At 71.3% G+C, this 23,005-nt stretch carries 24 protein-coding genes and 1 tRNA gene; 11 read left to right on the forward strand and 14 right to left on the reverse strand.

Translation table 11 applies throughout. From position 1 onward, the window contains the following. Window positions 1–135 precede the first annotated feature (135 nt). Window positions 136–1,608 carry a hypothetical protein gene (locus tag AC0OLQ_RS07370; RefSeq protein WP_484530734.1) on the forward strand — a complete coding sequence of 491 codons (1,473 nt, stop codon included), beginning with the start codon at window positions 136–138 and terminating at the stop codon, window positions 1,606–1,608. 243 nt (window positions 1,609–1,851) lie between these two features. Here the strand turns inward: AC0OLQ_RS07370 and AC0OLQ_RS07375 are convergent, their stop codons facing one another. Genes AC0OLQ_RS07375 through AC0OLQ_RS07400 form a run of 6 tightly spaced genes read right to left on the reverse strand, consistent with a single transcriptional unit; the run spans window position 1,852 to window position 8,067 of the window. Next, entirely contained in the window at window positions 1,852–2,685 is an 834-nt protein-coding gene (locus AC0OLQ_RS07375) for a glycosyltransferase family 2 protein (RefSeq protein WP_484530735.1), read from the reverse strand. Beyond that, window positions 2,685–3,611: a glycosyltransferase family 2 protein gene (locus tag AC0OLQ_RS07380; protein ID WP_484530736.1), complete on the reverse strand. Its 927-nt coding sequence runs from the start codon at window positions 3,609–3,611 to the stop codon at window positions 2,685–2,687. The genes AC0OLQ_RS07375 and AC0OLQ_RS07380 overlap by 1 nt, the downstream gene beginning before the upstream one ends. Beyond that, window positions 3,608–4,939, reverse strand: coding sequence for a hypothetical protein (locus AC0OLQ_RS07385; RefSeq protein ID WP_484530737.1), 1,332 nt, complete (start codon window positions 4,937–4,939; stop codon window positions 3,608–3,610). The genes AC0OLQ_RS07380 and AC0OLQ_RS07385 overlap by 4 nt, the downstream gene beginning before the upstream one ends. After that, window positions 4,926–6,020 carry a glycosyltransferase family 4 protein gene (locus tag AC0OLQ_RS07390; RefSeq protein WP_484530738.1) on the reverse strand — a complete coding sequence of 365 codons (1,095 nt, stop codon included), beginning with the start codon at window positions 6,018–6,020 and terminating at the stop codon, window positions 4,926–4,928. Before AC0OLQ_RS07390 ends, AC0OLQ_RS07385 begins: the two co-directional genes overlap by 14 nt. Further along, a complete protein-coding gene (locus tag AC0OLQ_RS07395; protein WP_484530739.1) occupies window positions 6,017–6,868 on the reverse strand; it encodes a glycosyltransferase in 852 nt (283 codons plus the stop codon). Before AC0OLQ_RS07395 ends, AC0OLQ_RS07390 begins: the two co-directional genes overlap by 4 nt. A gap of 2 nt (window positions 6,869–6,870) precedes the next feature. Continuing rightward, entirely contained in the window at window positions 6,871–8,067 is a 1,197-nt protein-coding gene (locus AC0OLQ_RS07400; RefSeq protein ID WP_484530740.1) for a polysaccharide biosynthesis protein, read from the reverse strand. Window positions 8,068–8,325: 258 nt separating this feature from the next. Between AC0OLQ_RS07400 and AC0OLQ_RS07405 the strand changes: the two genes are divergently transcribed. Next, the gene (locus tag AC0OLQ_RS07405) at window positions 8,326–9,087 is read left to right on the forward strand and encodes a YveK family protein (RefSeq protein ID WP_484530741.1); all 762 of its coding nucleotides are present in this window, start codon (window positions 8,326–8,328) and stop codon (window positions 9,085–9,087) included. Here AC0OLQ_RS07405 and rfbC read toward each other — a convergent pair. Both rfbC and rfbA read right to left on the reverse strand, forming a co-directional pair. Then, window positions 9,033–9,641 carry a dTDP-4-dehydrorhamnose 3,5-epimerase gene (gene rfbC, locus AC0OLQ_RS07410; RefSeq protein ID WP_484530742.1) on the reverse strand — a complete coding sequence of 203 codons (609 nt, stop codon included), beginning with the start codon at window positions 9,639–9,641 and terminating at the stop codon, window positions 9,033–9,035. The two genes, AC0OLQ_RS07405 and rfbC, sit on opposite strands and share 55 nt — an antisense overlap. Beyond that, window positions 9,638–10,525, reverse strand: coding sequence for a glucose-1-phosphate thymidylyltransferase RfbA (rfbA, locus tag AC0OLQ_RS07415; protein WP_357344590.1), 888 nt, complete (start codon window positions 10,523–10,525; stop codon window positions 9,638–9,640). Before rfbA ends, rfbC begins: the two co-directional genes overlap by 4 nt. Before the next feature lie 87 nt (window positions 10,526–10,612). Here rfbA and rfbB point away from each other — a divergent pair, with 87 nt between their 5' ends. Together rfbB and rfbD are read left to right on the forward strand one after the other, a co-directional pair. Continuing rightward, window positions 10,613–11,611 (forward strand): dTDP-glucose 4,6-dehydratase, encoded by a 999-nt coding sequence (gene rfbB / locus AC0OLQ_RS07420; RefSeq protein ID WP_484530743.1) that lies wholly within the window; start codon window positions 10,613–10,615, stop codon window positions 11,609–11,611. Further along, complete coding sequence (gene rfbD / locus AC0OLQ_RS07425) at window positions 11,608–12,474, forward strand: dTDP-4-dehydrorhamnose reductase (RefSeq protein ID WP_484530744.1); 867 nt, start codon at window positions 11,608–11,610, stop codon at window positions 12,472–12,474. Before rfbB ends, rfbD begins: the two co-directional genes overlap by 4 nt. A gap of 69 nt (window positions 12,475–12,543) precedes the next feature. Here the strand turns inward: rfbD and AC0OLQ_RS07430 are convergent, their stop codons facing one another. Both AC0OLQ_RS07430 and AC0OLQ_RS07435 read right to left on the reverse strand, forming a co-directional pair. Next, window positions 12,544–13,848, reverse strand: a complete 1,305-nt coding sequence (locus AC0OLQ_RS07430) for a sugar transferase (protein ID WP_484532295.1) — start codon at window positions 13,846–13,848, stop codon at window positions 12,544–12,546. A 360-nt stretch (window positions 13,849–14,208) separates the two neighbouring features. Next, window positions 14,209–15,279: an LCP family protein gene (locus AC0OLQ_RS07435; RefSeq protein WP_357344595.1), complete on the reverse strand. Its 1,071-nt coding sequence runs from the start codon at window positions 15,277–15,279 to the stop codon at window positions 14,209–14,211. Between the two features lie 127 nt (window positions 15,280–15,406). Here AC0OLQ_RS07435 and AC0OLQ_RS07440 point away from each other — a divergent pair, with 127 nt between their 5' ends. Both AC0OLQ_RS07440 and AC0OLQ_RS07445 read left to right on the forward strand, forming a co-directional pair. Beyond that, window positions 15,407–16,240, forward strand: coding sequence for an O-methyltransferase (locus AC0OLQ_RS07440; RefSeq protein WP_357344598.1), 834 nt, complete (start codon window positions 15,407–15,409; stop codon window positions 16,238–16,240). Window positions 16,241–16,327: 87 nt separating this feature from the next. Further along, window positions 16,328–17,335 carry an expansin EXLX1 family cellulose-binding protein gene (locus tag AC0OLQ_RS07445; RefSeq protein WP_484530745.1) on the forward strand — a complete coding sequence of 336 codons (1,008 nt, stop codon included), beginning with the start codon at window positions 16,328–16,330 and terminating at the stop codon, window positions 17,333–17,335. Window positions 17,336–17,371: 36 nt separating this feature from the next. On the opposite strand, the gene AC0OLQ_RS07450 is transcribed toward AC0OLQ_RS07445, so the two are convergent. Further along, window positions 17,372–17,911 (reverse strand): GNAT family N-acetyltransferase, encoded by a 540-nt coding sequence (locus tag AC0OLQ_RS07450; RefSeq protein ID WP_484530746.1) that lies wholly within the window; start codon window positions 17,909–17,911, stop codon window positions 17,372–17,374. 56 nt (window positions 17,912–17,967) lie between these two features. Further along, a tRNA-Leu gene (locus AC0OLQ_RS07455) sits at window positions 17,968–18,053 on the reverse strand. A gap of 59 nt (window positions 18,054–18,112) precedes the next feature. On the opposite strand from AC0OLQ_RS07455, the gene AC0OLQ_RS07460 reads away from it, so the two are divergent. Next, window positions 18,113–18,325, forward strand: coding sequence for a hypothetical protein (locus AC0OLQ_RS07460; RefSeq protein ID WP_484530747.1), 213 nt, complete (start codon window positions 18,113–18,115; stop codon window positions 18,323–18,325). A gap of 44 nt (window positions 18,326–18,369) precedes the next feature. On the opposite strand, the gene AC0OLQ_RS07465 is transcribed toward AC0OLQ_RS07460, so the two are convergent. Next, window positions 18,370–19,455, reverse strand: coding sequence for an IS110 family RNA-guided transposase (locus AC0OLQ_RS07465; protein WP_484530748.1), 1,086 nt, complete (start codon window positions 19,453–19,455; stop codon window positions 18,370–18,372). A 223-nt stretch (window positions 19,456–19,678) separates the two neighbouring features. Continuing rightward, window positions 19,679–20,149, reverse strand: coding sequence for a thioredoxin-dependent thiol peroxidase (bcp, locus tag AC0OLQ_RS07470; protein ID WP_484530749.1), 471 nt, complete (start codon window positions 20,147–20,149; stop codon window positions 19,679–19,681). A gap of 121 nt (window positions 20,150–20,270) precedes the next feature. On the opposite strand from bcp, the gene AC0OLQ_RS07475 reads away from it, so the two are divergent. Genes AC0OLQ_RS07475 through AC0OLQ_RS07490 form a run of 4 tightly spaced genes read left to right on the forward strand, consistent with a single transcriptional unit; the run spans window position 20,271 to window position 22,945 of the window. Then, complete coding sequence (locus tag AC0OLQ_RS07475; RefSeq protein ID WP_484530750.1) at window positions 20,271–20,990, forward strand: energy-coupling factor ABC transporter permease; 720 nt, start codon at window positions 20,271–20,273, stop codon at window positions 20,988–20,990. Further along, window positions 20,987–21,409, forward strand: coding sequence for a PDGLE domain-containing protein (locus tag AC0OLQ_RS07480; RefSeq protein ID WP_484530751.1), 423 nt, complete (start codon window positions 20,987–20,989; stop codon window positions 21,407–21,409). Before AC0OLQ_RS07475 ends, AC0OLQ_RS07480 begins: the two co-directional genes overlap by 4 nt. Before the next feature lie 7 nt (window positions 21,410–21,416). Then, window positions 21,417–22,187: a cobalt ECF transporter T component CbiQ gene (gene cbiQ, locus AC0OLQ_RS07485; protein ID WP_484530752.1), complete on the forward strand. Its 771-nt coding sequence runs from the start codon at window positions 21,417–21,419 to the stop codon at window positions 22,185–22,187. Beyond that, window positions 22,184–22,945, forward strand: a complete 762-nt coding sequence (locus tag AC0OLQ_RS07490; RefSeq protein WP_484530753.1) for an energy-coupling factor ABC transporter ATP-binding protein — start codon at window positions 22,184–22,186, stop codon at window positions 22,943–22,945. The genes cbiQ and AC0OLQ_RS07490 overlap by 4 nt, the downstream gene beginning before the upstream one ends. Window positions 22,946–23,005 lie beyond the last annotated feature (60 nt).

Raw genomic sequence — 23,005 nt, forward strand, 5'->3', positions numbered from 1 at the left:
CGCCGTGGACCAAGGCATGACAGTGGCGCGGCGACGCGGACCGGCCGAGGTGCGCCTGTCTGGGAGGCTGATCCAGCCCGAAACCGAGGATGCCATACTTCCGTTCCGTCGCGGGAGCTCAGAGGAGGCAGTGTCGTGACCGCTGTGGAAGAGAGCCAGGCTCCTGCCCGCGAGGACGCCTCGTCTCTCACGTCACCCCTCTCCTCCATGTCTACCCTGAAGCCAGAGTGGCAACGCGGTTCGCGCGGGGTGGTCTGGCAACGATGGTTGGCGGACAACGTCTTTCCTCGCGCAGTCCGACCGCAGGCGATCAGTCGACTGGCGGTATTCGGCTATTTCGCGGCGTTTCTCCTGGCCGTGACGTATCAGTTGGTGATCCCTCAGGGCCAGACCCACCTGACGCATGTGTGGGCGGAGGATGGCCGGGAGTTCCTCGGTGGGGCGGCGACGAAACCTTTCCCGTTGGTGATCTTCGAGCCGTACGCCGGTTATCTGCACATGCTTCCGCGACTCTCCGCCGAGGTGGTTACCCAGTTGCCGATCGGCTGGTGGGCCGCAGGGGTTGCGGTCGCCGCAGCGGTGATGCGGGCGGCGGTGGCGTTGCTGGTTTTCACCGCGGCCGCCGGACACTTCCCGTCCCGGACGCTGCGGTCGGTGCTCGCCGCGGCAATCGTATTGCTTCCCTCCGGGAACAGTGAGGGGCTGAACAACCTCACCAATCTCCACTGGTTCGTGATCTTCGGCGCCTTCTGGGCCCTGCTCTGGCGGCCAACTACCCGGTGGCAGAACGGGCTCGCTGCACTTGCGCTCCTGCTCGCGGCCACAACGAGCCCATTGGGATTGCTGCTCGTTCCGCTGGCCGCCGCACGCCTCGCCCTGCCGCAGCGGCGTGATCGGGTCCCAGCGTTCGCCTTCATCCTCGGCACGGCGATGCAGATCGTGCCGTTGCTGGCGTCGACCTCGACACGACCCCGCCAACCCTTCGACCTGATGCAGGGAACGGTGGCTGCCGCGGCACGCGTGCCATTGGTGATGTTCACCGGTCCGGAAATGGCCTCCGACCTGTACCCGAAGGCCCTCGAACTGAATTCGAACTTCTATTCCTGGCCAGCCGTGCTGGCGACCATCGTCGCTCTGGCAATCGCCGTGTGGCGGATCCGCTCTGGCACTCCGGCTCAGCGGTTCTTGGCGATTACGAGCCTGTGTCTTGCCGCCGCGTTCATCGGGGCGCAGCTCTACATGAACTGGTCCGACCTGCTTCGCATCGACCAGCCCTCCGTCGTCCTACTGGGGCAGCGCTACAGCATCGTGCCGTGCTTGTTCCTGTTCTCTGCCGTTCTCGTCGGGCTGGCTCGGTCGCCCAGACCTAGCCAGCGGTACCTGCTGGCGGCGGTGCGGGCCGGGGTGGCGATGATAATTCTGCTCGGCATCAACCATCAGTGGCATTCCACCCTCGGGCTGCTTCGACTCGAGGGCTCGACGTGGCAGCAGAATCTGACCGCGGCCGAGCAGCATTGTGCTGACGGCAACTCAGAGGCTGTCCTTTCCCTCAGTCCCTCTCGATGGAGTCTCCGCCTCCCCTGTGAGCATCTGGCGCAGGCCGGGTAGCGGCCGGCCCGGTGCGCGCGGATCGGGTGGACGGGCTGGCCACTGTAGCTCGTCCAACGGATACGACGCGGAGTCATCAGCTGTTCCTCCGCTCGTGGCAAGCACGACCAGTCGCACAGCTGCCGTGGGTTTCCCTGGTGGCGCGGCTCACTGGCCTCGACGTCGGAGCTTGCACGGATGGTGGCATCCCGCTCTCAGCGTGACCGCAAGCACCGGCCCTCCAGCGGCGCACCTTCTTTCGGTTCAGGTGGTGGCAGCGGTCGACGTCGTATCTACCGACGACCCGATCAGGCGCGCGGCCTGCCGGTGCCGCCGGGCGGCCGGCGGCAGCCCGACCAGGAACTCGGGGAACATGCCGAAGAACGTCTTCGCGCTCTGCAACTCGAAGTTGTGCGCCGGGGACCAGTGGAAGGAGTTCGTCGCGCGGGCCCAGTGGTGGGTCCACCGGACGTCGCCCAGCAGCACGACGGGAAGGCCGTGACGCCACGCGCGCAACCCGAACTCGTGGTCCTCGTAGTAGAGGAAGAACCGCTCGTTCCACCCACCCAGCTCGACGACCTCCGCGGTGCGACCGGCGACCGCCGCGCCCATGACCCAGGCCACGTAGATCGCCTGGCCGGGTTGCGCCACCACCCGGTAGGAGGCGTGCAGGCGGGACAGGGGCCAGACCTTCCGGTTGCCCAGTTTGGCGGTGGCGTAGGGGAAACCACGTCCGTTCGCCTGTGGGACCCCGTCCGAGGAGAGGAGTTGCGGAGCGACCAGGCCGCCGTACGCGTCGAGGTGCCGCGCCAGCACGTCGAGGCCGTCCGAGCCGACCTCGAGGTCCGGGTTGGCGAACAGGACGTACTCACCCGCCGCCTGGCGTACCCCGATGTTGTTGGCCTTCGAGAAGCCGACGTTCTCCGGCAGCCGGATCACCCGGGCGCCCAACTCCTCCGCGACCGCGACCGAGTCGTCGGCCGAGCAGTTGTCCACCACGATCCACTCGTACGGCTTGGTCGCACCCCGCCAGCACTTGCGGAGCGTGTCCGCCGAGTTGTAGGTGACCGTTACGACACTCCAGCGGTGTCCTGCCATCAGGCTCTCCGAACTGTCAGGTAGCTGAACAGGGAAGCGAAGCCGAACCGCTTGCCCTTCCACTGCCGGCGGGCGGCCGGCGCCTCCGCCAGGCCGCGTCCCACGCCCCGCAGGAACGGTCGCAGCAGGCCCTGCCGTACCCGTCGGGCGGCCAGCGCGACGTGCGCCAGCGCGAGGATCGGCAGCGCCACGAGCATCAGCGGCCAGGTGAAGGTCCGAGCCGCGACCAGGAGCCGGTTGCGGGCCAGGAGGAAGGCTCGGAAGCCCTGGAGTTTGTCGTCGCCCTCGACGCTGTGACCGCCGGCGTGCGGGAGCACGAGATCCAGCCCTCGGGTACGCAGGCCCGAGGCGTAGAGCCGGAAGGCGAGGTCGGCGTCCTCACCCCAGGCGAACAGGTGCTCGTAGAAGCCACCGAACCTGCGGTACAGCGCGGTGGAGAAGACCGCCGCGCCGCCCGATGGACCGAGGGGCGCCCGTGACGCCGTCGCCGACCGGTCGATGAACAGCGAGATCGGGTTCACGTCGATGCCCACGTACTCGCCGCCGTGCATGGCCAGGCCGACCGCGACGGGCGTGCCGGGTTCCTCCGCCACGGCGGCGCAGATCCGGGCCAGCGCGTCCTCGGGCAGCCAGACGTCCGGATTCAGCAGCAGGACGTGACTCGTCGTCGCGGCCGCGACGGCCCGGTTGCAGCCGGCCGCGAAGCCCGGGTTCGACGAGTCGGGCAGGTACACGTACCGGTCGTCGGCCAGGCAGCCGGCGATGACCTTCTCGCAGCCGTCCTCCGGCCAGTTGTCGGCGAAGATGAACCGGACCGGAAGCCCGCCCGCGCTGCGTGTCCAGGTCGGTAGCGTCTCGGTCAGCATGTCACCGGACCGGTAGAGCACGGTGACGACCGTGAGCCCGGTAAAGCCCGTCTCGTTCACTTCGCGGTTCTCCCCAGCCGGTGCAGGGCCCAGAGCCCAGGCACCAGGCTCAGCCAGGTCGGATAGATCAGCGGATACATCTCGTAGATGCCGAACAGGGCGAAGTAGACGATGAACGCGCGCCCCAGCTGCTGGGCGGGTGCCGCCGCGAACTCGAACCACCGCTCGGTCGCGCCGACCGCCAGGCCCAGGGCGGCGAGGAAGAACACCGCTCCGATCGGACCGTAGTCGAGCAGCGGGATGGCCACGAAGGTCGCGGTGTTCATCAGGTACGGCTGACTGAGTTGGGACGTCACCCCGTACAGGTCCGCCTTGCCGACCAGCGGTTCGACGCGCGACCCCAGGAAGGCCAGCGAATAGGTGCCGTACGTCGGCTCCAGGTGCTCCCGCTGGGACCAGAGCCGGCCGAACGTCTCCGTGGAGGAACTCAGCGACAGGTCGAGCGAGCCGGCGCTGCTGGTCACCGCGTTGGTGCCGTACCGCGACCGGAACTCGGTCTCGAATGCGCCGCTGCCCGCCATGGTGCGCTGCCCGCCGAGATAGACCGCCGCGCCGAGAGCCACGGCGCCGATGAGGAGCACGACCGCCGTCGTCGGGAAGGACGTCGACGCACGCCGCCGCGGGCGGCGCACCGATAGGGCGGCGATGAGAGCGGGTGCGATGCCGACGAGCACCGAATTCTTGCTCGCCCCGAGGGCCGCGCCGACCGTGAAGACCCCGGTGAGAACGTAGTAGACGAGCGCCCGGTGCCGGCTGCCGGACAGGGCACGCAGCAGGGAGATGGCCATGCCCAGGGTCCACGCCTCGGACAGCAGCCCGATGACGATGTTCGACTGCTGCCGCAGCACCTGCCGTGCCGCGTCCGGGTTGTCGGCGAGGAGCGGTGGCACGACGCCCCGGAACCGGATCGCCGCTGTCAGGGCCGCCACGCCGAGCAGCACCAGGAGGTACGTCAAAAGCCGCCGGTCGGACGGCCAGGAAAGCTCCGGCCGAGGCGGTCTGGCCCGGTCGGCCGGCCGGCTGATCACCCGTCTCCCGACGGCCCACATGATCAGGAAGACGGTGACGTATCCGGCGAGGACCGGCAGCACCGTCCGGCCGGCCCAGGAGTCGTAGGGGCCGGGCAACACGCGCACGGCGAGGAGGGCGGCGCTCCAGATGGCCGTGCACGCGGCCAGGGCCCACATGCGGCACCGAGCGGCCAACAGCGCTCCCACCGCCAGTCCGACCGTGACCGCGGTCCCCACCGCCTGCGTCGCCAGGAGCAGGAGCACACCGAGAACGAGGGGGATGCCGACCGACCAGAGTCGCCGTTCAGCGAGGGTCATCGGCGACTGCTCGGTAGAGACTGAGCCAACGCTCCACGCAGCTCGCGAAGGAGTACTGCGTCGCGTACTCCCGCGCCAGCTCGCGGCGCTGCTCGTCGTAGGCGCCCGGCCGGGTCGCCGCCCGGATGGCCGCCACCATCGCGTCTGCCGTCATGTCCGCCCGATAGGCCAGGACGCCGGCGCCGCGCCGGGTGACCTCGGTCAGCCCGCCGACACCGGAATGCACGACCGGAACGCCGAGGGACATCGCCTCCAGGGCGCTGCGTCCGAAGGCCTCCACCCGGGACGGCACGAGCAGGCAGTTCACCTTCTGCAGGAAGGACGCCGCATCCACCCGCCCGACCAGCTTGATGTTCGGGAGCGGCGCGATGGGCGTGGCGCCGGCGCCGGCGATCAGGAACTCGATCTCGGGCAGCCCGGCCGCGATGTCCGACAGCAGGTCGGCGCCCTTTTCCCGTTCCAGCCGCCCGAGGAAGCCGACCCGGACCGGACCCGTCGGCGCGAGACTCGGGGTGTCGTCCACGTCGGGCCAGACCGCGGGAAGTGGGTTCGGGATGACGTGAACATTGCGGACGTGTCCGCGTTCCTGCAGCTCTTCCCCCTCGAAGGTGGAAACCGCCACGGTCGCGTGCGGCCGGAGCCGACGGAAGATCAGGTCGGTGGTGATGTTGGCCTGCACCGCCGCCTTCTCCCGCAGCGACTCCGCCGCGTCGCGGTACTGCCACAGGCTGTTGTGCAGGGCCACGACCAGCGGGGTGCGGCGGCCCTGCACGCCCAGCCCCACCCGCGCGTGCATCGCCGCGGACAGCAGGTGGGCGCTCACCACGTCCGGCCGCAACTCGTCAACGATCCGCCGGATCTCCCGCGCGTAACCGAGATCGATCCGCCGCGTCGCACCGAGCGGAAGCCACTGGATTCCCGACTCACGAAGCGACGCCGCGACCTCGTCGTCCGGCGTGGCGGCGACCACCTCCACGCCCTGCCGGGCCAGCGCCGGAAGCATCTCGATGAGGAAGCGCTCGGCGCCGCCGAGCTGTCGTCGGCCCGATCCCCCGGTCGTGCAGACGAACAGGATCCTCATCGCGCACTCAATCCTTCGAGGGCACCCCTGGCCACCGCCCGCCGGGCGGCGCCGCCACCCACCGCCGCCCGCAGCAGCACCCCGAGCGTGTACGCGGAACAGGCGATGGTGCCGCGCCAACCGGCGAGTTCGCGGCTGGCCCGGATGAACTCCCGGGTCTGCCGGCGCGAGATCTCCTCCACCGGCCACCGGCGCTTGGCGCTCGCGTCGTCCTCGTGCATCACGACGGCTTCCGGCACGTAGGCGAGGCGCAGGCCCAGCTGCCGGACCGCCCAGCACAGCCGCAGGTCCTCGGAGTAGAAGAAGGACGACTCGTCGACGCCGCCGATCTTGTCGAGCGTCTCCCGGCGGATCACGACGAACGGCCCGGAGAGCCAGTCACCCTGCTCGGGCGTGGAGACGATCCGGAGCCCGGGGAACACCAGGCTCAGCCCGGTGGCGTGCGCCATGCCGGCGCCGACCGTCAGGAACCGGCCCGCGGCGGTCTGGTCCTTGCCGGTGGCGTCGAGCACCTTCGGGAAGGTGGCGCCCACGGCCGGGTCGTCGAGAGGCGCCAGCAACCGCTCGATGGCGCCCGGCTGGACGACGATGTCGTTGTTCGACAGGATCACGCGCGACCGGGTGCTGTGCCGCACGCCGAGGTTCATGCCCTTGGCGTAGCCGAGGTTCACGTCCGACCGGGCGTACCTGGCCCCGGTCTCGTCGCACATCGCGCGCAGCGCCGAACTGATGTCGGCGGCGCTGCCGTTGTCCACGACGATGACCTCGGCGCCGGCGGGCAGCGATCTGACGCATCCGTTCGTGCGCTCGAAGTCTTCCCAGGTCAAAACGACGATTGAGACGTCCACCGCTATGCCATCCGATTGAGGAGGAGATGCGAACCCCGCTGCAGGCTCTGGCGCGTCCGGAACGCGTACACGCCGTAGGCGACCGACGAGGCCAGGGCGGCGCCGAACGCGCCGGCCCACGGGATGAGGAGAAAGTACAGCACGACCGACACGGACATCGTGATGAGGGCCACGGTGGTCGTCGCCTGCTCGCCGCTCCGCTTGAGCAGGGCGGCACTCCAGGTCTTGCCGGCGGACAGAGCCAACGTCCCCGGCAGCAGGAGCAGGCCGTAGAGCCAGGCATGGCGGTAGTCGGGCGCGAGCACACCCAGGCCGGCGAGCCCGAGAACGGCCAGCGCGGCCACGGGGACCGCCCCCTTCACGACCTCCCGGCCGTGGTCCTGGATCGCGTCGGGGTCGCGTTCGGCGAGGATCCGCTGGGACCTGACCACCGCGCCGGACTGCGCGAACTCCAGGGCCGCCACGGCCAGGGCGTAGACGCCGAGCGGCCCGGCTCCGGCGAACCGGGCGACCAGGACCTGACTCAACCGGTACGTCAGCATCTGAGCGCAGACCCCGATGTGCAGCCGCCCCACGGCAACGAGGTCCGCCCGGTACTCGGGCCGACCCGCGGTCGCGGCCGGGATCGGCCGGAACCGTCCGGCCCAGGTCAGGACCGCCACACCCAGGACGGCGGCGACCGCGACCTGCACGACGAGCCACAGCATGCTCCAGAGGCCGCCGTCGAGCTGCCCGCGCAGGTAGAGGATCGCGTAGCCCGCCACCAGCACGGCCCCGCCCGCGGCCCGCATGGAATACACGAACCAGAACTTCTTGAGCCGCAGGCCCAGGGAGCCAGCCGTGTTGAAGACGGTGAGACCGCAGGCGGCACCCATGGCCACCGCGTAGCTACCGATACCGGCCACCGTGGTCAGCAGCGCCGCGGCCAGGGCGGTGAGCCCCAGCGACACCATGAGGATGGCGAGGACCCAGTGCCGGCCCCGGGACATGATCCAGCCGGCCGGACGGGACAGCAGGAACGTGTCCATGGAGAAGCCGCCCAGGGCGGCCCCCATGGTGGCGCTCACCATGTTCGCGGCGAGTTCGCCGCGCTCCGCCGCCGGCAGGGTCACCGACACCAGCGCCGCGAGGCCGGTCAGGCCGAGGGCGGCGACATAGAGACGTTCGGGGGAGACGAGCCGTCGTACCAGACCTAGCACCCGGTGCCCCGGGCGGGTTCCCGACCAACGGCCGCGCACGGCGCAGCGTTGATCGGCGACACGTCATCCACTCGTCTTCCCCCAAAAGATGTGGCAGATGTGTTGCGGGTACGACGAGTTCCACGTCGCTGGCACTTTCTACCCGAATCAAGCTCCGCTCCGCAATCGCCTGACCGCCCCAGTGCGGCCGGCCGACGGGCCGGGGTGGCGAAGGAGGTAGCCTGGCGCTTCTGAACCGGCCTTTCGAGGTGGAGCCGCATGTACCTCGCCCGCTATCTCGGCGCAATCGGAAGACGGTGGACGGTCCTGGTGGTGCTGGCACTGCTGGGCGGTGTCGGGGCCGGCTTCCTGGCCGCACGCCAGGAACCGACCTATCGGGCCGAGGTGCAGATGCTGGTCACGTTCGCGAAGGAACAGCCCGGCGCACAGGACCAGCCGGAGGTTCCGGGTCCCGACGCCGGCAAGCTGATGCAGCGGCGGGTGAAGACGTACGCGAGCATGATGAACACCCCCCGGCTGACCCGCCCGGTGATCAACTCGCTCCAGCTGCCCTACACGCCCGCTCAGCTGGCCGACCGCATCGTCGCCTCATCGACGGTGAACACCCTGGCGATCGACGTCGCCGTCGCGGACCGTGACGGGGGGATCGCCGCGGCGATCGCCAACGGGCTCGCCGCCGAACTGCAGCGAATCGCGGAACGGGACGCGGCGCCCGCCGGGCTCGGCCTGAAGGCTCAGGTCGCCGTGCTCCACGCCGCGTCCGCCCCCGCACGACCCGAACGTGTGTCCTGGCCACTGCACGCGACCAGCGGCGCACTCGGCGGACTCGCCATCGGACTCGGCATCGCCGTGCTCCGTGGTCACAGCCAGGCCGGCACACCGGTCAGCGCCGACGTGAAGACCGTCTGGGCGGCCCTGCGCAGGCGGCCGGCCACTCCGGGGCCGGAAGGCTCGTACCCGCCGGCTCAGGGTGTCGTGCGCGTGTTCATGCCGGCCGAGAAGGACCGGCAGGCGTCGTAGTCGGGCAGCAGGCCCGACTCGCGGGCCTCATGCAGGCTCGGCGCGGCCTCGTCCCGGGCCGACAGCAGCGGCGTCTCCACCGGCCAGTCGATCGCCAGCTGCGGGTCGAGGGGGTGCACGGTGTGCTCGCCCGTCGGGTTGTAGGTGGCGGAACAGAGGTAGCTCAGCGTCGCGTCGTCGGTCAGGGCGCAGAAGCCGTGTCCCAACCCTTCGCCGAGGTAGACGGCGCGTCGGTCGACCTCGTCGAGGCGGACGGCCTCCCACTGACCGAACGTCGGCGACCCGACCCGGATGTCCACGATCATGTCGAGCACGGCTCCGCGTACGCAGGTCACGTACTTGGCCTGGCCGGGCGGGACGTCGGCGAAGTGGATGCCGCGGACCACCCCCCGCGCAGAGACCGAGAGGTTGCCCTGGGCGAGCCGCAGCGGGTGACCGACCGCCTCGGCGAGCCGGTCGAAGCGGTACCACTCCATGAACAGGCCGCGAGGGTCGCCGTGCTGCTGCGGAGTGATCTCCCAGGCCCCCTCGATGCTCAGGGGTCGGATCTTCATCGGTCGTCCCCGCCGTGCGCCTGCTCGGCGAGCAGGCCGAGCAGGTAGCCGCCGTAGCCGCTCTTGGTCAGCGGATGGGCCAGCGTGCGCAGCTGCTCGTCATCGACGAGGCCGGCCCGCCAGGCGACCTCCTCGATGCAGCCGATCTTCATGCCCTGGCGTTCCTCGATGACCCGGACGAACTCGGCGGCCTGCATCATCGAGGTGAAGGTGCCGGTGTCCAGCCAGGCGGTGCCCCGGTCCAGCACCGTCACGGAGAGCTCGCCCCACTCGCGGTAGGTCTCGTTGACCGCCGTGATCTCGAGCTCGCCCCGGGCGCTGGGGGTGAGCTTGCGGGCGATGTCCACCACCCGGTTGTCGTAGAAGTAGAGGCCGGGTACGGCGTAGCGGGACTTCGGCTGCGCCGGCTTCTCCTCGATCGACAGCACCCGCCCGGCCGCGTCGAAGTCGACCACGCCGTACTCCGCCGGGTTCGCCACCGGGTACGCGAAGACCCGGCCACCGACCGGGTCGCCGTGGCCGGCGAGCTGCCGGCCGAGGCCGACGCCGTGGAAGATGTTGTCGCCGAGGATCAGCGCGACCGACTCGTCGCCGATGAAGTCCGCGCCCAGCAGGAACGACTGTGCGATGCCCTCCGGACGGGGCTGCGTGACGTACGCCAGCCGCAGGCCCCACTGGCTGCCGTCACCGAGCAGCCGCTGGAACTGGTCCTGGTCCTCCGGCGTCGTGATGATCAGGATCTCTCGCACGCCGGCCATGACGAGCGTGGAGAGCGGGTAGTAGACCATCGGCTTGTCGAACACCGGCATGAGTTGCTTGGAGACCGCACGGGTGACCGGCCAGAGCCGGGAGCCGGTGCCACCAGCGAGAAGGATTCCACGCACCCGCGCAGGCTACCTGCACCGGGGTAGACCCGAGGCCCCGGTCGCCGCCCCCGGCTGTCCTGCTCATTCGCGTAGACTCCCCGACCCGTGAGGATCCTCGTCACCGGCGGAGCCGGATTCATCGGGTCGGAGTACGTGCGGATGCTGCTGGGCATGCCCGGCGGCGACGCTGCCGGGGTGCCGGCCGTCGAACCCGCCGCGGTGACCGTGCTGGACAAGCTCACCTACTCGGGCAACCTGAACAACCTCGCCCCGGTACGGGAGGACCCCCGTCTGCGCTTCGTGCCGGGCGACATCTGCGACCCGGCGCTGGTCGACGAAGTCGTCGCCGGTCACGACGTGATCGTCCATTTCGCGGCGGAATCTCATGTGGACCGCTCGATCGCCGGTGCCGCCCCGTTCGTCACCACGAACGTGCTCGGCACCCAGACCCTGCTCGACGCCGCGCTGCGGCACGGTACGCACCGGTTCGTGCACGTCTCCACCGACGAGGTGTACGGCTCCATCGACGAGGGCTCCTGGACGGAGACCTGGCCGCTGTCGCCGAACTCCCCGTACTCGGCGTCCAAGGCCGGCTCGGACCTGCTGGCGCTGGCCTACCACCGCACCCACGGCATGGACGTGGTGGTCACCCGTTGCTCCAACAACTACGGGCCGTACCAGTTCCCGGAGAAGGTCGTCCCGCTGTTCGTCACCAACCTGCTCGACGGTGGCACCGTCCCGCTCTACGGCGACGGCGGCAACGTCCGCGACTGGCTGCACGTGCACGACCACTGCCGGGGCATCGCGATGGTCCAGGAGAAGGGCCGCGCCGGCGAGGTCTACAACATCGGCGGCGGCACCGAGCTGACCAACAAGGAGCTCACCGCCCGGCTGCTGGAGGCCTGCGGCGCCGGATGGGACCGGGTCGTGCCGGTCACCGACCGCAAGGGCCACGACCGCCGCTACTCGCTGGACATCAGCAAGATCAGCGCCGAGCTGGGGTACGCCCCGAGCATCGACCTCGAGCGCGGCCTGGCCCAGACGGTGCGGTGGTACCGGGAGAACCGGGCGTGGTGGGAGCCGCTGAAGTCGGCCTCCGCATGAGTCGGCTGCTCGTCACCGGCGCCGGCGGCATGCTGGGACGGGACCTGCTGGCCGTCCTGGAATCCCGGGAGGACCTCTCGGTCACCGCCACCACCCGCGCCGACCTCGACATCACCGATCCGGAGGCGGTGCGGGCCGCCGTCGCCGGGCACGACGTGGTCATCAACGCCGCCGCCTGGACCGATGTGGACGGCGCCGAGGCCCACGAGCAGGCGGCCACCGCCGTCAACGGGGACGCGGTCGCGAACCTGGCCGGCGCCTGCGCCGCGAGCGGCGCGCGCATGATCCACGTCTCCACCGACTACGTCTTCCGCGGCGACGCCACCGAGCCGTACCCGGAGGACGCCCCGACCTCGCCGGTCAACGCGTACGGGCGCAGCAAGCTCGTCGGAGAACTGGCCGTGGCCCGGCTGCTTCCCGAGAGCGGCTACACGGTGCGCACCGCCTGGCTCTACGGCGCACACGGCCCGAACTTCGTGGCAACCATGCTGCGCCTCGCCGGGGAACGCGAGCGGCTCGACGTGGTGGACGACCAGCGGGGGCAACCCACCTGGTCGTACCGGCTGGCGGAGCGGCTCGTCGCGTTGTCCGACGCGGCGCTGGCCGGCCATGCCGCCCCCGGCGTCTACCACGGCACCGCGTCGGGCGAGACCACCTGGTACCACCTGGCCCGCGCCGTGTTCGTCCTGCGCGGCCTCGACCCCGAGCGCATCCGGCCGACGACCAGCGACCGTTTCCCCCGGCCGGCGGCCCGTCCGAGCTACAGCGTGCTGGCCCACGATCGCTGGGCCGCCGCGAAGCTCCAGCCGCTGGCGGACTGGCGGTCGAGCCTGGCCGAGGCACTGGCCGGCGAGGCCCGCTAGCGGCGACCCCCCTGCCGACCGGCGGACGGTCGACAGGAGGGTCGGGTAGCTACGTGCGGCCGGCCGGGCTCAACGCCCGCCACCGCGGAAGACCTCCGCGACGGTACGCAGCACGATCTTGATGTCGAGCCAGAGCGACCAGTTCTCGACGTAGTAGTTGTCGAACCGCGCCCGGTCGGAGATCGGGGTGTCGCCCCGCAGGCCGCTGACCTGCGCGAGCCCGGTGAGCCCGACGGGGACCCGGTGCCGCATCGCGTAGTCGGGGTATTCGACCGAGAACTTCTCGACGAAGTACGGCCGCTCCGGCCGGGGCCCCACCACGCTCATCTCACCGCGCAGGATGTTCCAGAGCTGGGGGAGTTCGTCCAGCGACGTACGGCGCATGAACCGCCCGATCGGACCGACCCGCCGGTCGTTCGCGATGGACCAGTTCGTCTGCGACTCGTGCTCGTCGACCGGCCGCATCGAGCGGAACTTGATGACCTTGAACGGCTCGCCGTACCGGCCGATCCGCTCCTGGTAGAAGAAGATGCCGCGGCCACCGTCGAGGAACGTCGCGATCGCGCAGAGCAGGAGCACCGGGCTCAGCACGATCAGCGCCAGCGCGGCGAAGACCACGTCGGACGCCCGCTTGATCTTCCACCGTGGACCGGTGAGCGTGGTGTCCCCGATCTTGACGATCGGGATGGCCCCGATGTGGTCGGGGTATCCGCCCTGGGACCGGGAGCCCCAGAGGCGGGGCACCGCCCAGAGGTCGCAGCGCGAGCTGGCTGGCTGGAGCAGGGTCTCCATCAGGGTGGACTCCGAGCAGTCCGGGTCGGCGATGACCAGGACCTCGCACTCCAGCATCGTGGTGAGCTTCTCGATGTCGTCGAGGGTGCCGATCAGCGGAACCGACCCGACGCGCTGCCGCGACGGGGCGTCGACACAGCCGACGAACCGGAGGCCGTACTGCGGGTAGCGGCGGAGCAGCCGGGCGAGCTCGACGCCGACCGGACCGCGACCGATGATGATCGCGTTGTGCTCCACCCACCGCCGCTTACGCGCGACGAGCATGAACTTGCGGTTGACCGCGCGACCGACGATCACCAGGCCGGCGGAGAGCGCGACGCCCTGCATGAACCCACTGACGTACGGCACCGAGTCGTGGCGCTCGGCCGCGATGATGGCCACCACCGCGCCGGAGGCGAGAAGTCGCCCGCCGAGGATCGGCAGTTCGTCCAGGATGCTGATGTGCCGGCGGGGCCGGTAGAGCCCGCCCGCGGCGAAGAAGACCACCGTGAGCCCGGCGTTGACCAGGGTCCCGCGCCAGTAGTGATGGGTCAGCAGCAGCGGGGCCAGCAGTGCGACGACGTCGATGGGCGCCGTCATCATCCAGGCCCGGAGCCAGCGCGTGCGCCTCGACGTCCGGGAGCCGGCATACGGCAGCACCGTGGTCGTGTCCAGACCGGGGCGGGTCTCCGCCACGGCCGGCGGCTCCTTCGCCGACCGGACGGGTGGGATCACCACGGTGATCCCCGCACCGCCCGGCGAGTCATCCTGCGTCGTCACCGGCTGCTGGGACGCTCCGTTGAGTGTCGGCGCGGACGCAGCAGGATGACCAAACGCCGTTGGGCGTGACATGGTCGTTTCCTTCCCCCGTGAAGCCCCCTGCGCAGATGGGAAACGCCGAGGCGATCGAAGGATACGAGCGGGTCACCCGCGCCGCCAGAGCCGGCACGGTAGTTCGACGTCCTACTTTCCGGCAGCCAGGATGTCGGGGACCGAGTCGCTGCGGACCGCGTCGAAGAGGGTCTTGGCCTTCGCCGTGTTCGCGAACACGACGCTCTCGGTGCCGACCCGGCCCGTCCCCTTGACCGGGCAGGTGAAGAAGCCGAGGTTGCCACTCCGCAGGCCACGCATCTCCATCGCCAGGTCCAGGATGGACAACGACTTGTCCACCGACACCGCGCTCGACGTCGCCCGCACGAACGAGTTCAGCTTGCCGGGGTTGGCCAGCACGCCGCCGGAGGCCGCCTTGTCCAGAATTGCCTTGATCACCTGCTGCTGGTGCCGGATCCGGGCGAAGTCGCCGTCGGCGAAGGCATGCCGCTCGCGCGCGTAGTCGAGCGCGGCGGCGCCGTCCATGGTCTGCGGACCCGTGGCGAACGTCCGGCTGCCGCTCAGGGAGTACTTCGTGGTGAAGCCCTTCTCCACGTTGATCTCGACACCACCCAGGGCGTCGACGATCTCCTTGAAACCGGCGAAGTCGACCATCGCGACGTGGTCGACGCGCACGCCGGTGAACTTCTCCACGGTCTGCACCATCAGCGGCACGCCGCCCCAGGCGTAGGCGGCGTTGATCTTGGCGTCCCGGCCGCCCCGGCCCTCCGCGGACTTCGGGACGGCCGTCCAGGTGTCCCGCGGGATCGAGATGAGCTGCGCGCTCGAGCGGTCCTTCGGCAGGTGCGCCAGGATGATCGTGTCGCTCCGGGAACCCCCGCTGTTCTCCGGGTCGCGGGAGTCGCTGCCCAGGATCATGATGTTCATGGCGCCCTTGGCCACGACCTGCGGCCGGGACTCCTCGGGCACCCCCGTGAAGGCGTCGACCCGGTCGATGGAGTTGTTGACCGAACGGTAGTACAGGCCACCGGCCAGCATGCCGCCGCCGGCGAGCACGACCACCACCAGCAGCACGATCAGGGCGATACGCCGCCCGCGGCGACGCCGCCGAGGCGGTGTGACGTTCTCATCCGCTCCGCCCTGCTCCACTTCGAACGCGGGGAAGCGGGTGTGCGGGTCGGCGAGCCGGTGACGATCTGACATGGTCGCGATGCTACTGACTCACCTTTCGGTGCGGGGACCCTCGTCCGGCCGGTCAGCCCCGACCACCCGGTCGGCGAATCGAAACTTCTCTCGCCGTCGGTGTCCCCGACCTGGTACAACCGCACAGGTGGATGCAACGAAGCTCCGCCGGGCCATCGCCCGGACCCGGCTGGCGCCGGTCGCCGCCTTCCCCAAGCGCCTGGCCCGGGTGGCCCGGCACGACGCCCGGGTGCTGCGCACCTCCGCGCGATGGCTGCTCACCTCCCGGGAGCACCACAACTACACCTACGAGCTGACCAAGCTCAGCCGGCACCACCTGGCCTGGTTCGTCAGCGTGGTCTGCGACGTCCCGGTCGGGCAGGTGCGCCGCTGGTTCGCCGAGATCGAGGGCGACGACAAGCTGCGCGGGCACATTGAGACCGCCACCGCCGCCGCGTCCCGCCGTGGTCTGGCCGACCGGCAGGTCCGCTACGCCCGCCGCATCGGCTGGTACGCCATCGTCCGAGCCCGCAAGCCCGCCCACGTCGTGGAGACCGGTGTCGACAAGGGCCTCGGCAGTTGCGTCCTGGCCGCCGCCCTGCTGCGCAACGCCGCCGAGGGCCACCCCGGCCGGCTCACCTCCCTCGACATCAACCCGGAGGCCGGCTACCTCGCCCGGGCCACCCCGTGGGCCGACGTGGTCGACCTCGTCATCGGCGACTCGGTCGCCTCGATCCGCGCGCTGGAGCGGCCGATCGACCTCTTCCTGCACGACAGCGACCACAGCCGGGTGCACGAGCGCAGCGAGTTCGAGGCCGTCGAGGCGAAGCTCGCCCCCGGCGCCATGCTGCTCACCGACAACGTCACCGCCACCAACGTCCTCGCCGAGCACGCCGAACGGACCGGCCGGCGGTTCCTCGCCTACCGCGAGACCCCGGCCCGGCACTGGTACCCGGGCGACGGCATCGGCGTCGCCTGGTGAGGGTCCTGCCGCCGGATGGGGAACTCGTCTTAGCTTTCGCTTAGTCCGCTTGTCCGGTGCCCCGCCGGTCCGGCAGCATCGACCGCCGTGACCGACGGCAGCGCCCCCAGCCGCCCGACCCCCGCCGGGGACGAGCACCCGCCCACCCGGGCCGGCCGCCGCCGTGCCACGGCCGGCCCGCGCCGCGGGCTCGCCGCCGGCGGCCTCGCCGCGCTCGCCGCCGTGGTCGGGGTGACCCTCGCGGTACGCGGCGGTGCCGCACCCGCCTGCGCCGCCCCGCCGCCCCGCGCCCTGCCCGCCGGGGCGTTCGCCGCACCGCCGCTCGGCGGCACCGTCCACACCGGAAAGGCGACCTTCTACGACTCGAAGGGGGCCGGCGGAAACTGCTCGCGGCCCACCGCACCCGCCAACCGCCTCTACGTCGCCCTCGGCCCCGACGAGTACGCGGCCGGCGCGTCCTGCGGCGGCCACCTCGATGTCACCGGCCCCAAGGGCACCGTCCGGGTCCTCGTCATGGATCAGTGCCCGGAGTGCGAACCCGGCCACCTCGACCTCTCCGCCGAGGCCTTCGCCCGGATCGCCGACCCGGTGCAGGGCGTGGTGAAGGTCAGCTACCGGGCGGTGGTGAACCCACCGTTACCCGGCCCGCTCACCTTCCGCGTCAAGGAGGGTGCGTCGCAGTGGTGGTTCGCCGTCCTGGTCGGCGACCACGGCAACCCGCTGCGCGCCGTCGAGGTGCGGCAGGGGGGATCCTGGCGCGCCGCCGCCCACCAGGACTACAACTACTGGCTCATCGACTCCGGCGCCGGCCCTGGGCCGTACACCATCCGGGTCACCGACGTGTACGGCCACCGCGCCACCGCCACCGGCATCCGGCTGCTCCCCGGCCAGGTCCAGCGCAGCACGGTCCGGATGTACGGCGACACCGCGGCCGGGTCGGCCACGCCCAGCCGCTCGCCGTCCGCCCGGCCCAGCCCTCGGCCGAACGCCTCGGCCACGCCGACGGTCACCGCGCCGCCCGGCACGCCCGCCGTGGTGGACGCGGCCGCCGCCCCGCCGGCCACCCTCGCCCCGGCATCCGCCGGCTGCGGCTGACCGCTCGCAGTCTGAGCGGCCCGTGCGGGATGGGGGTCAGTCAGTGGCGGGGTCCAGGTCGAGCCACATGAAGACCTCGTCTCGGTCGTCGCCCGGGGCGAGCCGCAGCGCGCCGGGCAGCCGCCCGACCTCGCGGTACCCGAGGCGCTCGTAGAACCCGCCCAGGCCCAGCCCGTCCCGGACGGTCACGTGCAGCGCCGCCAGGCCCAGTTCCCGGCCGATCCGCTCGGCCTCACGCATCAGCGCCGCGCCGTAGCCGCGCCCCTGCGTATCCGGGTGCACCATGACCCGCTTCAGCACCCGCCAGTGCGTCTTCAGGTGGAACCGGTTGTCCGCGATGATCAGGACGCCGACGAGGCGGTCCCCCTCGTAGCCGACCAGCAGCCGGTCCGGCCCGTCGCTGATCGCGGCGAAGGTCGCCACGGCCATGGGCCGCACCTCGGCCTCGGTCACCGGGGCGACGAAGCCGACCGCGCCGCCGGCGTTGGTCACGTCCACCCAGAGGGCGATGATCTGCTCGCGCAGCTCAGGGGTGAGGTCGGGGTCCAGGACGAAGCGCAGGTTCACGCCAGCCATCCTGCGCGAGACGCCACGGCATGGGCCCGGGTTCGTGATCCATGTGACACTGCTGCTGGTGCGGGAGGGGGGTTTCGAACCCCCACGTCCTCTCGGACACAGGCTCCTAAGGCCTGCGCGTCTGCCGTTCCGCCACTCCCGCCGACCCGCTGAGTCTAGAGCGTCGCGCCGAGACGGTCTGCACTCCGGCCCGCCGCAGAAATGTTCGACACCGTGCCGTGGCTGATCGCCCACCCGCCGTCGGATGCCAGCCGGATGGCTTCCCGTTTCCGCCTGGCGGAGCAGGCGTTTAACTGCCGGCTGATGTGGGCGTGCGACCCGCCGCTCACCCGTACCCCGAGCAGCCGCATCACCTCGGTGACGCTGCGCGCCTGCGCCGCCGCGGCCGCCAGCCGCTCCGGCGAGTATTTGTAGCGAGGCACGCGCCGACGGTAACGGCGGCCTACGACAGGACGCTCCTATGCCGCGTCAAGTGGTTGGGATGGGGTTTCGAGGCGTCGGTAGAGGTCTCGGGCGATGTAACGCTTGAGGCAGCGTTTGATCTCGCGGTCGGTTTTGCCTTGGGCGCGGCGGCGCTCGGCGTAGGCGCGGGTGCGTTCGTCGCGTTGGAGGCGGGTCAGGACGACGGTGTGCAGGGCGCGGTTGAGCTGGCGGTCGCCGCTGCGGTTGAGTCGGTAACGGATGGTCTTGCCGGATGAGGCGGGGATGGGGGCCGCTCCGGCGAGCATGGCGAACGCGGCGTCGTTGCGGCAGCGCCCGGGGTGGGACCAGGCGGTGAGCACGGTGGCGGCGACGATCGGTCCGACGCCGGTGAGCTGCAGCAGGTCCGGTCGCCAGGAGCGAACGATCGCGCGGATCGCTTTCTCGTGTGCGGTGGCTTCAGCTTCGAGGAAGCGGACGCGGCGAGCGAGGTCCCGCAACACGGTCAGGCAGGTGAACACCTCGACGTCGGCGTTGGTGGTGGGGCGCAGCCGGGTGGCGGTGGTGAGCATGAGGCGGGTGCTCTGGCCGCGGAAGCGGGCCCGCACCACCTCGGGGGCGGTGATCACCAACGCGTGCAGTTGCCGCTGGGCGTCCGAGCTGGCTTCCACGGCTGCGCGGCGGGCGGTCAGTCGTGCCTGCAACGCCGCCCGCTCGGGGCCGGTCTTCGGCTGCGCCAGGCGGGTGCGGGCGAGTGCATCGCGGGCAGCGCGTTCGGCGTCGATCGGGTCGGACTTCGCCCCGGCTCGGCGCGCCGGTCGCACCGGCCGGTCCAGTTCCACGACCAACTCCCCGGCGTCGGCCAGGTGCCGGGCCAGACCGGCCCCGTAACCACCGGAGCCCTCCAGCGCCCAGGCCCGCAGCCCCGAGTGCTGCTCGGCCAGGGCCACCAACTCGGCATAGCCATCCGGGTCGGTGTTCACCGTGGCCCTGGCGAGGACCCCGCCGGTGCGGGTGTCGAGCACCGCGGCGGTGTGCGTGTCTTTGTGCGTGTCGACGCCGATGACGACCTCGACCAGATCTGCCGCATGGACATGCGTTCTCTCCTCACCGTGGGGACGCAAGGGTCCGGTCCGGTGCGGAGATGGCAGGACTGTGATGAGACACGCCAGCCGCTAACTGGCGGTCAAGCTCCTGATCAGGCCAAACGTCTCCCGCCGGGCCGGCGCCGGCAGCAGCAGGCGGACAAGTCCCGCGAAAGGCACGAAGCCAGTCAGACGAAGAGTCACGCCCACTGCTGCCGACCATCAGCCCATCACCTGCGGACCGACCCCGCCAGCCTCACAGTCAGTCGAGGCCGAGGTCGCGGCGCAGCTTGGCGACGTGCCCGGTGGCCTTGACGTTGTAGAGCGCCCGTTCGATCTTCCCGCCCTCGTCGATGACGAAGGTCGAGCGGATCACCCCGGTGACGGTCCGGCCGTACATCTGCTTCTCGCCGAACGCGCCGTACGCGGTCAGCACCGCCTTGTCGGTGTCGCCCACCAGCGGGAAGGTGATGGCGTCCCGGTCGCGGAACTTGGCCAGCTTCTCCGGCTTGTCCGGGGAGATGCCGATCACCTCGTAGCCGGCGGCCTGGAGCGAGGCGAGCGAGTCGCGGAAGTCGCACGCCTGCTTGGTGCAGCCGGGCGTCATGGCGGCCGGGTACGCGTACAGGATGACCTTGCGGCCGCGCAGGTCGGCCAGGGACAGGGTCCCGCCGGTGTCGGTGGGGAGGGTGAATTCGGGGGCGGGGTCGCCGGGGTTCAGGCGGTCGGTCATGGCGCTGACGATACCGCCGCCGTCCGGTTCGGCGCGGGTGGCGACGCGCCGTCGGGTGATGATCACCATGGCTTGTTGCAAGGGATTGGCAACAACGGCCTCACGCAAATAGGCTCGGCCCGTGGAAACCCTGGCGATGCACATCTCGAACGGGATCATCGACGGTCCCGTCGCGGCGGTGTTCGCGGCCCTCGCGCTGGCCGTGCTCACCTTCTGCGTGCTGCGCGGCCGCCGTGACCTCGACGACCGGCTGGCCCCGATGGCCGGCCTGGTGGCCGCGTTCATCTTCGCCGTGCAGATGCTCAACTTCCCGATCTTCACGGCGGGGGTCAGCGGTCACCTGCTCGGTGGCGCCCTCGCCGCGATGCTGGTCGGCCCGTGGGTCGGCGCGCTCTGCGTCGCCGTCGTGCTGGTCGTGCAGGCGCTGGTCTTCGGCGACGGCGGGGTGGCCATGCTCGGCCTCAACATCACCAACATGGCGCTCCTCGGCACCGCCGCGGCGTACCTGCTGATCGCGGTGCTGCTGCGGGTGCTGCCGCGCACCCCGACCGGGCTCGCCGTGACCGCCTTCGTGTCCGCGCTGGTCAGCGTCGTGGTGGCGTCCCAGGGCTTCGTGCTCCAGTACTGGCTGGGCGGCACCACCGACCTGGGCGGCAACCTCACCGGGCTGGCCGGCACGATGGCCGGCGTCCACCTGCTGATCGGCGTCGGCGAGGGCCTGATCACCGCGACCACCGTGGTCACCGTCGCCAAGGTCCGCCCCGACCTGGTGTACGCCCTGCGCGCCCTGAAGCCGGCCGTGCCGGCTCCCGCCGTCCCGGTCGCCGGAGGTGCCCGATGAGCAAGCGTCCCTGGCCGTTCGTCCTCGGCGGTCTGCTGGTCGCCCTGCTGCTGGCCGGCGTGGTCAGCAACTACGCCTCGGCCCACCCGGACGGGCTCGACTCGTCGCTGCTCAAGGGCTGCACGGTGAACGCCGATGACGAGATCACCGGCGGCAGCTGCCCGGCCCAGCAGGCGAAGGACCACGAGCTGGCCGACAGCCCGCTCGCCGACTACGGCGTCCGGGGGGTGAGCAACGGCTTCCTCTCCACCGGCCTGTCCGGCGTGCTGGGCGTGCTGCTCACCTTCGCCCTCGGCGGCGGCCTGTTCTGGCTGGCCCGTCGCCGCGGTCCGGCGACCGACCGGGCAGCCGGCCCGGCCGACTCCACGGGTGACCCGACCGCCGACGAGCGCGCGGCGCGCGCCGCCGGAAACCGCTGAGCCGCGGATGGGCGCCGGCCACGCGCACGTGCTGTACCGCGAGTCGTCCTCGCCGGTGCACCGCCTCCCCCCGGAGGTGAAGATCGCCGCGATGGTGCTGTTCACCCTCGCGGTGGTCGCCACGCCCCGGGAGGCCTACTGGGCCTTCGGCGGGTACGCCCTGCTGGTCGCCGCCGTGGCGGCGCTGGCCCGGGTGGGGCCGCGCTGGCTGCTCGCCCGGGCGCTGATCGAGCTGCCGTTCGTGCTGTTCGCGGTCGCGCTGCCGTTCCTCGGCACGGGGGAGCGGGTCGAGGTGGCCGGGCTGAGCCTCTCCGTCGACGGGCTGCACGGCGCGTGGAACATCCTGGCGAAGGGCACGCTCGGCGTACTCGCGTCGCTCCTGCTGGCGGCGACCACGACGACGCGGGACCTGATCGTCGGCCTGGACCGGCTGCGCTGCCCGCAGGTCCTCACCCAGATCGCCACCTTCATGCTGCGCTACCTGGACGTGCTGGTGGGGGAGGCCCGGCGGATGCGGGTGGCCCGGGTGTCCCGGGGCGACGACCCGCGCTTCCTCTGGCAGCTCCGCGGTTTCGCCGCCGGGGTCGGCGCGCTCTTCCTGCGCGCCTTCGAGCGTGGCGAGCGGGTCTACCTGGCCATGGTCTCCCGCGGCTACACCGGCCGGATGCCGCCGGTCTGGCAGGGCGCGGGCGCGGCCACCGCCGGCCAGTGGGCGGCCGCCGCCACCGTGCCGGCGATCGCGGCCACCATCGCCGCCGTCGCGCTCGTGCTGACATGATCGGGTACGTGCAGCAGCCGCCCTCCCTGGACGTCCGCGGCGTCCGGTACGCGTACCCGGACGGTCACGTCGCCCTGCACGGGGTGGACCTGACCGTGCCGCACGGCGACCGGGTGGCGCTGCTCGGGCCGAACGGCGCCGGCAAGACCACCCTGGTGCTGCACCTCAACGGCATCCTCACCCCCACCGAGGGCACGGTGAGCGTGGGCGGCCTGACGGTGAGCCGGGACCGGGACACCCTGGCCGAGATCCGCCGCCGGGTGGGCATCGTCTTCCAGGACCCGGACGACCAGCTCTTCCTGCCCACGGTCGCCGAGGATGTCGCGTTCGGGCCGGCCAACCTGGGGCTGCGCGGGGCGGAACTGGCCGCCCGGGTGGACGAGGCGCTCGCCGCGGTGGGGATGAGCGAGCACCGGGACCGGGCGCCGCACCACCTCTCCTTCGGGCAGCGCCGCCGGGTGGCGGTGGCCACCGTGCTCGCCATGCGCCCGGAGATCCTGGTGCTGGACGAGCCGTCTTCTAACCTCGACCCGGCCGCCCGCCGGGAGCTGGCGGAGATCCTGCGCGGCCTCCCGGTGACCCTGCTCATGGTCACCCACGACCTGCCGTACGCGGCGGAGCTCTGCGACCGGGCGGTGATCCTGGACGCCGGCCGCATCGCCGCCGACGCCCCCACCCTGGACCTGCTCTCCGACGAGGCACTGCTGGCCCGACACCGCCTCGAACTCCCCTACGGCTTCGCCCCCCGCCCCTCCTGACCCCGATCCTGCACTTCCGGCCCTCGTGGACCGGGACGACAGCCGCGGATCGGGGGCCGC

It is taken from the genome of Micromonospora sp. Utrum1 (assembly GCF_057197805.1).

Coding starts and splice junctions, on each gene's coding strand:
- AC0OLQ_RS07375 (WP_484530735.1), bottom strand. CDS start 2,685: ATGGCAGGACACCGCTGGAGTGTCGTAACGGTCACCTACAACTCGGCG.
- AC0OLQ_RS07385 (WP_484530737.1), bottom strand. CDS start 4,939: ATGACCCTCGCTGAACGGCGACTCTGGTCGGTCGGCATCCCCCTCGTT.
- AC0OLQ_RS07390 (WP_484530738.1), bottom strand. CDS start 6,020: ATGAGGATCCTGTTCGTCTGCACGACCGGGGGATCGGGCCGACGACAG.
- AC0OLQ_RS07405 (WP_484530741.1), top strand. CDS start 8,326: ATGTACCTCGCCCGCTATCTCGGCGCAATCGGAAGACGGTGGACGGTC.
- rfbC (WP_484530742.1), bottom strand. CDS start 9,641: ATGAAGATCCGACCCCTGAGCATCGAGGGGGCCTGGGAGATCACTCCG.
- rfbD (WP_484530744.1), top strand. CDS start 11,608: ATGAGTCGGCTGCTCGTCACCGGCGCCGGCGGCATGCTGGGACGGGAC.
- AC0OLQ_RS07430 (WP_484532295.1), bottom strand. CDS start 13,848: ATGATGACGGCGCCCATCGACGTCGTCGCACTGCTGGCCCCGCTGCTG.
- AC0OLQ_RS07435 (WP_357344595.1), bottom strand. CDS start 15,279: ATGTCAGATCGTCACCGGCTCGCCGACCCGCACACCCGCTTCCCCGCG.
- AC0OLQ_RS07450 (WP_484530746.1), bottom strand. CDS start 17,911: ATGGCTGGCGTGAACCTGCGCTTCGTCCTGGACCCCGACCTCACCCCT.
- AC0OLQ_RS07460 (WP_484530747.1), top strand. CDS start 18,113: ATGTTCGACACCGTGCCGTGGCTGATCGCCCACCCGCCGTCGGATGCC.
- bcp (WP_484530749.1), bottom strand. CDS start 20,149: ATGACCGACCGCCTGAACCCCGGCGACCCCGCCCCCGAATTCACCCTC.
- AC0OLQ_RS07480 (WP_484530751.1), top strand. CDS start 20,987: ATGAGCAAGCGTCCCTGGCCGTTCGTCCTCGGCGGTCTGCTGGTCGCC.
- cbiQ (WP_484530752.1), top strand. CDS start 21,417: ATGGGCGCCGGCCACGCGCACGTGCTGTACCGCGAGTCGTCCTCGCCG.
- AC0OLQ_RS07490 (WP_484530753.1), top strand. CDS start 22,184: ATGATCGGGTACGTGCAGCAGCCGCCCTCCCTGGACGTCCGCGGCGTC.